Annotated in this window: 6 protein-coding genes; 3 read left to right on the top strand and 3 right to left on the bottom strand. The window is 71.2% G+C overall.

Annotation, left to right across the window (positions count from 1 at the left end; translation table 11 throughout):
* Positions 1 to 128: 128 nt before the first annotated feature.
* Both ACZ5ON_RS28150 and ACZ5ON_RS28145 read right to left on the bottom strand, forming a co-directional pair.
* On the bottom strand, positions 129 to 584 hold the full coding sequence (locus tag ACZ5ON_RS28150) for a GNAT family N-acetyltransferase (RefSeq protein ID WP_465598519.1): 456 nt from the start codon (positions 582 to 584) through the stop codon (positions 129 to 131).
* A 75-nt stretch (positions 585 to 659) separates the two neighbouring features.
* Positions 660 to 1,451, bottom strand: coding sequence for a VOC family protein (locus ACZ5ON_RS28145; protein WP_465598516.1), 792 nt, complete (start codon positions 1,449 to 1,451; stop codon positions 660 to 662).
* Positions 1,452 to 1,638: 187 nt separating this feature from the next.
* On the opposite strand from ACZ5ON_RS28145, the gene recD2 reads away from it, so the two are divergent.
* The 3 genes from recD2 (at position 1,639) to ACZ5ON_RS28130 (ending at position 6,644) form a co-directional block, all read left to right on the top strand.
* Positions 1,639 to 3,921: an SF1B family DNA helicase RecD2 gene (gene recD2 / locus ACZ5ON_RS28140; RefSeq protein WP_465598538.1), complete on the top strand. Its 2,283-nt coding sequence runs from the start codon at positions 1,639 to 1,641 to the stop codon at positions 3,919 to 3,921.
* A 222-nt stretch (positions 3,922 to 4,143) separates the two neighbouring features.
* Entirely contained in the window at positions 4,144 to 5,433 is a 1,290-nt protein-coding gene (locus ACZ5ON_RS28135; protein WP_465598513.1) for a citrate synthase, read from the top strand.
* Positions 5,434 to 5,924: 491 nt separating this feature from the next.
* A complete protein-coding gene (locus ACZ5ON_RS28130; RefSeq protein WP_465598510.1) occupies positions 5,925 to 6,644 on the top strand; it encodes an SDR family NAD(P)-dependent oxidoreductase in 720 nt (239 codons plus the stop codon).
* Between the two features lie 112 nt (positions 6,645 to 6,756).
* Here ACZ5ON_RS28130 and ACZ5ON_RS28125 read toward each other — a convergent pair whose 3' ends face one another.
* On the bottom strand, positions 6,757 to 9,027 hold the full coding sequence (locus ACZ5ON_RS28125; protein ID WP_465598507.1) for a heavy metal translocating P-type ATPase: 2,271 nt from the start codon (positions 9,025 to 9,027) through the stop codon (positions 6,757 to 6,759).
* Between the last annotated feature and the right edge of the window lie 62 nt (positions 9,028 to 9,089).

Below are 9,089 nucleotides of genomic sequence, written 5' to 3'. Positions count from 1 at the left end.
GTGGGAGAGTAGGACGCCGCCGAACAATTTTTAGTGAAAGCCCCTCCCGGGGATACCGGGAGGGGCTTTCCGCATTTCCGGGCAGATCCGGGATCAGGTCGGCGGGCGCGGACACGGACACGGCCGAGTCAGAGGGCGAGCTTGAACCCGACGTGAGAGGGCACGAATCCGAGGCGCTCGTAGAAGCGGTGGGCGTCGGTGCGGGTCGCGTCGGAAGTGAGCTGGACCAGGCCGGCGCCGAGTTCGCGGGAGCGGTCGACGGCCCACTGGATCAGCTCGGTGCCGAGGCCGTTACCGCGTTCGGTGTCGTGGACCCGCACGGCTTCGATGATGGTGCGGCTGGTGCCGCGGCGGGAGAGGCCGGGAAGGACCGAGAGCTGGAGGGTGCCGACGACCCGGTTCTCCCGCTCGGCGACGATCAGGTGCTGGTCGGGGGCGGCGGTGATGCGGGCGAAGGCGTCCTGGTAGGGCGTCAGGTCGTCGGGGGACTCCCGGGTCGCTCCGAGCGGATCGTCGGCGAGCATGGCGACGATCGCGGGCAGGTCGGCCGGGACGGCGGGGCGGATGTTCAGTTCGGTGGTCATGTCGGCAGACCCTAGTCCAGACCGCTCAGCACCCCTTGTCGCGGCCCGGACGGGCCCTCCGGTGGTGATCGTCCGTCAGTCACCAGGACCCGCACTGGTGATGACGGCGAAGGGGGCGCCATGCGGGTCGATCAGCTGGGCGAAGCGGCCGACACCGTGGGCGTTCCTGGCCGGGGCCCGGACGGCGCCGCCGAGCTGCCGGGCCTTGGCGATCGTGGCGTCGGCGTCGGGGACCTCGAAGTACGGGAGCCAGTGCGAGCCGAGGCCGGCGGCTGCTTGGTCAGCGGTCAGCTGCACGATGCCGCCCTGGCCGCTGCTGGTGCCGCCGCCGACGGGGGTGAGCACGGTGTAGGTGGCCTCGCCGAACGGGACGTCCTGTTCCTGCCAGCCGAAGACGGAGCGGTAGAAGTCCTTGGCGGCGGCCGGGTCGGCGCTCAGCAGTTCGGTCCAGCAGAGGCTGTTGGGAATGGTGACCGCGCCGAGGCCGCCGGTGTCGCGGGCCTGCCAGACGGCGAACTGGGCGCCGGTCGGGTCCGTGAGGCCGGACATCCGGCCGTGGCCGAAGACGTCGACGGGGCCGAAGCGCACGCCGCCGCCGGCCCGCCGGACCCGGGCGGTGGTGTCGTCGGCATCCTCGGTGGCGAAGTAGACCGTCCAGGCAGGGGCGGCGCCCTCCTCGGTGAGCGGGCCGAGGGCGCCGACGGTCCTGCCGTCCAGCCGGAAGAAGCCGTAGTCGCCGGCGTCGGGGCCGGCGGAGTCGAGGGACCAGCCGAAGAGGGCGGAGTAGAAGTCCCGGGAGGCGCCGGGGTCGGGGCTGCCGAGATCGAGCCAGATCGGGGAGCCGGGGACGAAGTCGGTGGTGAGCATGGTGATCCTTCGACGGACGCGGTGGTGCCCCCTCTGGCATCCTCGGGCCTGCCCCGGACGGACACAACCGGGCTGCCGGGCCCGGGGAGGGCGGCGGACGGCCGGAGTTCCCGGGTTGTCGGTGGTGGGCGGTACGGTGCGTGGCGGAAGGTCACCGGTAACCGAGCGAAGAGGGGGCCTGGTGGGGATGCAGCAGCGGTCGGCCCGGCAGGCGGACGGGAGCAGCACCGACCAGGGCCGGCCCGGGCCCTCGGGCGGGCAGCCGCCGCAGCGCCAGCTGGCCCAGGTGGAGGGGGTGCTGGAGCGGATCACCTACGCCAACGAGGAGACCGGCTACACGGTTGCCCGGGTGGACACGGGCCGTGGGTCGCACGATCTGCTGACGGTGGTCGGGGCGCTGCTGGGCGCGCAGCCGGGGGAGTCGCTGCGGCTCTTCGGGCGCTGGGGCTCGCATCCGCAGTACGGCAAGCAGTTCATGGTGGAGAACTACACGACCGTGCTGCCCGCGACGGTGCAGGGCATCCAGCGCTATCTGGGGTCGGGGCTGATCAAGGGGATCGGGCCGCGGTTCGCCGAGCGGATCGTGGAGCGGTTCGGGGTGGACACCCTGGAGGTGATCGAGCAGGAGCCCGGGCGGTTGATCGAGGTGCCGGGGCTCGGGCCGAAGCGGACGAAGATGATCGCCGCGGCCTGGGAGGAGCAGAAGGCCATCAAGGAGGTGATGGTCTTTCTGCAGGGGGTCGGAGTCTCCACGTCCCTGGCTGTGCGAATCTACAAGAAGTACGGCGACAGTTCGATCGGGGTGGTGAAGAACGAGCCGTACCGGCTGGCGGCCGATGTCTGGGGCATCGGGTTCCTGACGGCCGACAAGATCGCGCAGGCGGTTGGCATCCCGCACGACAGTCCGGAGCGGGTGAAGGCGGGGCTGCAGTACGCGCTGTCGCAGAGCAGTGATCAGGGGCACTGTTACCTGCCCGAGGAGCGGCTGATCGCCGACGGGGTGAAGCTGCTTCAGGTGGATGTCGGCCTGGTGATCGACTGCCTGGCGGAGCTGGTGGCCGAGGAGGGCGTGGTCCGCGAGCCGGTGCCGGGGGAGGCCGGGGAGCCGGTTACGGCGGTGTATCTGGTGCCGTTCCACCGGGCGGAGATCTCGTTGACGAACCAGCTGATCAGGTTGCTGCGGTCGGAGACCGACCGGATGCCGGGCTTCGCGGAGGTGGACTGGACGGCCGCGCTGGGGTGGCTGGCGCAGCGTACGGGGGCCGAACTCGCGTCCGAGCAGCAGGAGTCGGTGAAGCTGGCGCTGACCGAGAAGGTGGCGGTGCTGACGGGCGGTCCGGGCTGCGGCAAGTCGTTCACGGTGAAGTCGATCGTGACGCTGGCGTTGGCCAAGCGGGCGAAGGTGGTGCTGGCGGCGCCGACGGGGCGGGCGGCGAAGCGGCTGTCGGAGCTGACGGGGGTGGAGGCGTCGACGGTCCACCGGCTGCTGGAGCTGCGTCCCGGGGGTGAGGCCGCGTACGACCGGGACCGACCGCTGGACGCGGACCTGGTGGTGGTCGACGAGGCGTCGATGCTGGATCTGATCCTGGCGAACAAGCTGGTGAAGGCGGTCGCGCCGGGGGCGCACCTGCTGTTCGTGGGCGATGTGGACCAGCTGCCCTCGGTCGGGGCGGGCGAGGTGCTGCGGGACATGCTCTCCGAGGGCAGCCCGATCCCGTCGGTCCGGCTGACCAGGATCTTCCGGCAGGCGCAGCAGTCCGGTGTGGTGACCAATGCGCACCGGATCAACGAAGGGCTGCCGCCGATCACCGACGGGCTGAAGGACTTCTTCCTGTTCGTCGAGGAGGACACCGAGCGGGCGGCCGGGCTGACGGTGGACGTGGTGGCCCGCCGGATCCCGCAGAAGTTCGGGCTCGACGCCCGCCGGGACGTCCAGGTGCTGGCCCCGATGCACCGGGGTCCGGCGGGCGCGGGGAACCTGAACACGTTGCTGCAGGCGGCGGTCACACCGGCGCGCGAGGGGCTGCCGGAGCGCCGGTTCGGCGGCCGCACCTTCCGGGTGGGTGACAAGGTGACCCAGATCCGGAACAACTACGAGAAGGGGCAGAACGGCGTCTTCAACGGCACGGTCGGGGTGGTGACCTCGCTCAGCGTCGAGGAGCAGCGACTGATGGTGCTCACCGACGAGGACGAGGAGGTGCCGTACGACTTCGATGAGCTGGACGAGCTCTCGCACGCGTATGCGGTGACCATCCACCGTTCCCAGGGGAGTGAGTACCCGGCGGTGGTGATTCCCGTCACCACCTCGGCCTGGACGATGTTGCAGCGGAACCTGCTCTACACGGCCGTGACACGGGCGAAGAAACTGGTGGTGCTGGTCGGGTCACGGAGAGCGATCGGACAGGCTGTTCGGGCGGTCAGTGCAGGTCGGAGGCACTCTGCGCTTGATCATCGACTGGCGACTGGATGATCGTCCAAGGGGGTTGCGGCTCCGAGGTTGTCTTGACGTAAAGAGATTTAAGGCAGAGCCTAGTCTGACGCCGATCTTGTCCGGTACATACCGGCGGTGGTGACAGGTTTTGTAGGACCGGGCCCTTTTCGGCCCACCCCGGGTGAGCAGCTGTCCCTCGGATGGGGGATCGTAGAGTCAGTCAGGACACCTAGGGATTTTCATTTCGTCGGTGAGGAAGACGTGAGCGACACATCGGTAGTACTGCGGTACCAGGACGGCGAGTACGAGTACCCCGTCGTCGAGAGCACTGCTGGCAACGCCGGCTTCGACATCTCGAAGCTGCTTCCGCAGACCGGTCTGGTCACCCTGGACAACGGCTTCGGCAACACCGCCGCCTACAAGTCCGCGATCACGTTCGTGGACGGCGACAAGGGCATCCTGCGCTACCGCGGCTACCCGATCGAGCAGCTGGCCGAGAAGGGCAGCTTCATCGAGACCGCGTACCTCCTGATCAACGGCGAGCTGCCGACCGCGGACCAGCTGCAGAAGTTCAACGCCGAGATCACTCAGCACACCCTGCTGCACGAGGACGTCAAGCGCTTCTTCGGCGGGTTCCCGCGCGACGCCCACCCGATGGCGATGCTGTCCTCGGTCGTCGGCGCGCTGTCCACCTTCTACCAGGACAGCCACAACCCGTTCGACGCCGGCCAGCGCCACCTGTCGACGGTCCGCCTGCTGGCCAAGCTGCCGACCATCGCGGCCTACGCCTACAAGAAGTCGGTCGGCCAGCCGTTCGTCTACCCGCGCAACGACCTGAGCTACGTCGAGAACTTCCTCCGGATGACCTTCGCGGTCCCCGCCGAGGACTACGAGATCAACCCGGTCATCGTCAACGCGCTGGACAAGCTGCTGATCCTGCACGCGGACCACGAGCAGAACTGCTCGACCTCCACGGTCCGCCTGGTGGGTTCCAGCCACGCCAACCAGTTCGCCTCGATCTCGGCCGGCATCTCGGCGCTCTGGGGCCCGCTGCACGGTGGCGCCAACCAGGCCGTGCTGGAGATGCTGGAGCAGATCCAGAAGGACGGCGGCGACGTCGACGCCTTCATCCGCAAGGTGAAGAACCGCGAGGACGGCGTGAAGCTCATGGGCTTCGGTCACCGCGTGTACAAGGCGTTCGACCCGCGCGCCGCGCAGGTCAAGATCCTGGCCCACGAGGTCCTCGGCCAGCTCGGCAAGACGGACGAGCTGCTGGAGATCGCGCTCAAGCTGGAGGAGCACGCGCTCAACGACGAGTTCTTCATCTCGCGCAAGCTCTACCCGAACGTGGACTTCTACACCGGTCTGATCTACCGCGCCATGGGCTTCCCGACCAGCATGTTCACCGTGCTGTTCGCCCTCGGCCGGCTGCCGGGCTGGATCGCCCACTGGCACGAGATGATCAACGACCCGACCAGCCGGATCGGCCGTCCGCGGCAGATCTACACCGGCGTGGAGATCCGCGACTACGTCGCTCTCGACGTGCGCTGACACCGGTCTGGAACCGAAGGGCCCGGCTGCCATGGCAGCCGGGCCCTTCGACGCGACAACGCACGACGCCCGAGGGCGGCCGGGCCAGGAACGGCCGCTCAAAGCGTTCCTGGCCGGCCGCGCCCCGGCGTCGTGCGCGATGACCGCCGAACTGCCGGCAGTCGTCCCGGGGCCCGCCGGAGCCCCGTCGGCGACAGCGGTGGGCCCTGCGACGACGTGATGCCGTTCGCGGCGCCGCTGCCCACCAAAAGCTGCCGCACTACAAAAGGTAAGACGTATCAGGGGGCGCAAAGTTACGCCTGGAGGGTGTGAGTTGGCTCTCTCCACGCTCTGTATGCGTCCGTACCCCCGCTCATATCACACGATCCGCAGCGCGCGACATCACCCTCCCCGCAGACGCGGCAACCCAGCGTGATAGGAATCGTGCCAATCCGGTACGGACCGGCCGCGCTCGCCGAAGCAGCGGCGGCGGGCAGGGAGGGAGCGCGCAGATGGCCAGAAACGTCGTCGTCACGGGTGGCGGTACGGGCATCGGGTACGAGGTGGCCCGGCGCTTCGCCGAGGCGGGCGAGCAGGTCGTGATCGTCGGGCGCCGGCGAGCGGTGCTGGAGCAGGCCGCCGCCGACCTGGGCGCCAACGTCACGCCGCTGGTCTGCGACCTGGCCGACCCGGACGCCGTCGAGGACGCGCTGGCCGAGCTGCCCGAGCAGATCGACGTACTGGTCAACAACGCCGGCAGCCGGGAGACCGTGATCGGGGCCGGGCCGCACGCCGTGCTGGCGCGCTGGCGGGGGGACTTCGAGCGCAACGTCCTCACCGTGGTGATGCTGACCGAGTCGATCCGGGACCGGCTGACCCAGGGCACCGGCCGGGTGGTCACGGTCAGTTCGATCGCCGCCCTGCGCGGGGCCGGCTCCTACGGGGCCGCCAAGGCCTCGCTGCACGCCTGGAACCACTTCCTGGCCGCCCAGCTCGGGCCCTCCGGCATCACCGCCAACATCGTGGCGCCCGGGACGGTCGCGGGCACCGAGTTCTTCGGCCCCCGGCTGGACGACGCGGAGGTGTCGCGGCGGGCCGCCCGCACCCTGCTCGGCCGGATCGGTGAGACCGGCGAGGTCGCGGCGGCGGTGTACTTCCTGGCGTCGCCGGAGGCGGGGTTCATCACCGGCGAGATCCTGCACTGCAACGGCGGCGAGCTGCTCGGGCGCTGACCCCTTCGCCGCGTGCCGCTCGATCGGCCCTGAGGCACCCCGATCGGCCCTGGGCACCCGAGGCTGCGTGAGCGGGCCGCCGGGTGCCTCGGGGCCGCGAGGGCCCGGGCGGCTACGCGGAGGTGAAGCGCCTCAGACGGAGGCTGTTGGTGACCACGAAGACCGAGGAGAAGGCCATCGCGGCGCCGGCGACCATCGGGTTGAGCAGGCCGGCCGCGGCCAGCGGTACGGCGGCGACGTTGTAGGCGAACGCCCAGAAGAGGTTGCCCTTGATGGTGGCCAGGGTGCGGCGGGAGAGCCGGATGGCGTCGGCGGCCGAGCGCAGGTCGCCGCGGACCAGGGTCAGGTCGGCGGCCTCGATCGCGGCGTCGGTCCCGGTGCCCATGGCCAGGCCCAGGTCGGCCTGGGCGAGTGCGGCGGCGTCGTTCACACCGTCGCCGACCATCGCCACCGAGCGGCCCTGGGCCTGCAGCCGGCGCACCGCGGCCACCTTGTCCTCGGGCAGCACCTCGGCGATCACGTCCTCGGCCGGGACGCCGACCTCGGCAGCCACGGCCTCGGCGACCCTCCGGTTGTCACCGGTGAGCAGGACCGGACGCAGGCCCAGCGCCCGCAGCTCGCGGATCGCCTCGGCACTGGTGGGCTTGACCGTGTCCGAGACCTCCAGCACGGCCCGGGCCGCGCCGTCCCAGCCGACCACGACGGCGGTCCGGCCGGCCGCTTCCGCGGCCGACTTGGCGGCCGCCAGCGCGGGCGGCAGCCGCCGGGACCGGTCGGCGAACAGCGCCTCGCGCCCGGCCGCCACCTCGCGGCCCTCGACCACGCCCCGCACGCCCTGTCCGGGGACGTTCTCGAAGCTTCCGACGGCGGGCAGCTCGCCGACCCGGGCGGCCGCCGCCTGGGCGACGGCCTGGGCGATCGGGTGCTCGGAGGCGTGCTCCAGGGCGCCGGTCAGCCGCAGCGCCTCGGCCTCGGACACGCCCTCTGCGGTGTGCACGGCGGTGAGCGCCATCCGCCCGGTGGTCACGGTGCCGGTCTTGTCCAGCACCACGGTGTCCACCGCCCGGGTGGTCTCCAGGACCTCGGGGCCCTTGATCAGGATGCCCAGCTGGGCGCCGCGGCCGGTGCCGACCATCAGGGCGGTCGGGGTGGCCAGGCCCAGGGCGCACGGGCACGCGATGATCAGCACCGCGACGGCGGCGGTGAACGCCTCGGCGGCGCCGTGGCCGAGCAGCAGCCAGGTGACCAGGGTGCCGAGCGCGATCAGGATGACCACCGGGACGAACACGGCGGAGATCCGGTCGGCCAGGCGCTGGGCGGAGGCCTTGCCGTTCTGGGCGTCCTCGACCAGCTTGCCCATCCGGGCGAGCCGGGTGTCGGCGCCCACCCGGGTGGCCTCGACCACCAGGCGGCCGCCGGCGTTGACGGTGGCGCCGGTGACCGGGTCACCGACCGTGACCTCGACCGGGACGGACTCGCCGGTGAGCATCGAGGCGTCCACGGCGGAGGCACCCTCGACCACCACGCCGTCGGTGGCGATCTTCTCGCCGGGGCGCACCACGAAGCGCATGCCGGTGGTGAGCCGGTCGACCGGCAGCCGTACCTCGCGGCCGTCCCGCAGCACCGCGACGTCCTTGGCGCCGAGGTCCAGCAGGGCGTGCAGGGCGGCGCCCGCGCGGCGCTTGGAGCGGTGCTCCAGCCAGCGGCCGAGCAGGATCAGGGTGGTGACGCCCGCGGCCGCCTCGAGGTAGAGCGAGGAGGAGGCATCGCCGCCGCCGACCGAGAGCGAGAACTCGTGGCGCATCCCGGGCATCCCGGCGTCGCCGTAGAACAGGGCCCAGACCGACCAGCCGAAGGCGGCCAGGGTGCCGAGCGAGACCAGGGTGTCCATGGTGGCCGCGCCGTGCCTGAGGTTGGTCCAGGCTGCGCGGTGGAAGGGCAGGCCGCCGTGCACGACGACCGGGCCGGTGAGGGCGAAGGCCAGCCACTGCCAGTTGTCGAACTGGAGGGCGGGGATCATGGAGAGCAGCACCACGGGCACCGAGAGCGCGAGGCTGACCAGCAGCCGCGACCAGAGCGGGTCGGGCTCGGCCCGCGGTCCGGCCTCCGCCGCGGGACTTGCCGGAGCGGCGGGCGGGGTGGGCAGCTCGGCGGTGTAGCCGGTCTGCTCGATCCTGGCGATCAGGTCGGCCACGCTCACCTCGGGGGCGAAGTCCACCCGGGCCTTCTCGGTGGCGAAGTTGACCGTGGCCTCGACGCCGTCCATCCGGTTGAGCTTCTTCTCGATCCGGGCCGCGCAGGAGGCGCAGGTCATTCCGCCGATGGAGAGTTCCACCCGCTCGCGGACGGCCCCGGACGCTATGCCTGGGGTGGTGCTGCTCATGCTCGTCGCTCCTTGCCGAGGTCGGTGCGGGCGCGGGGGCGGGCCGGGGCACGCCCCCGCGG

This window comes from Kitasatospora sp. NPDC032150, assembly GCF_055579945.1.
The sequence above is the reverse complement of the archived record's forward strand: the minus strand, read 5'-3'. Positions and strand labels throughout refer to the sequence as shown.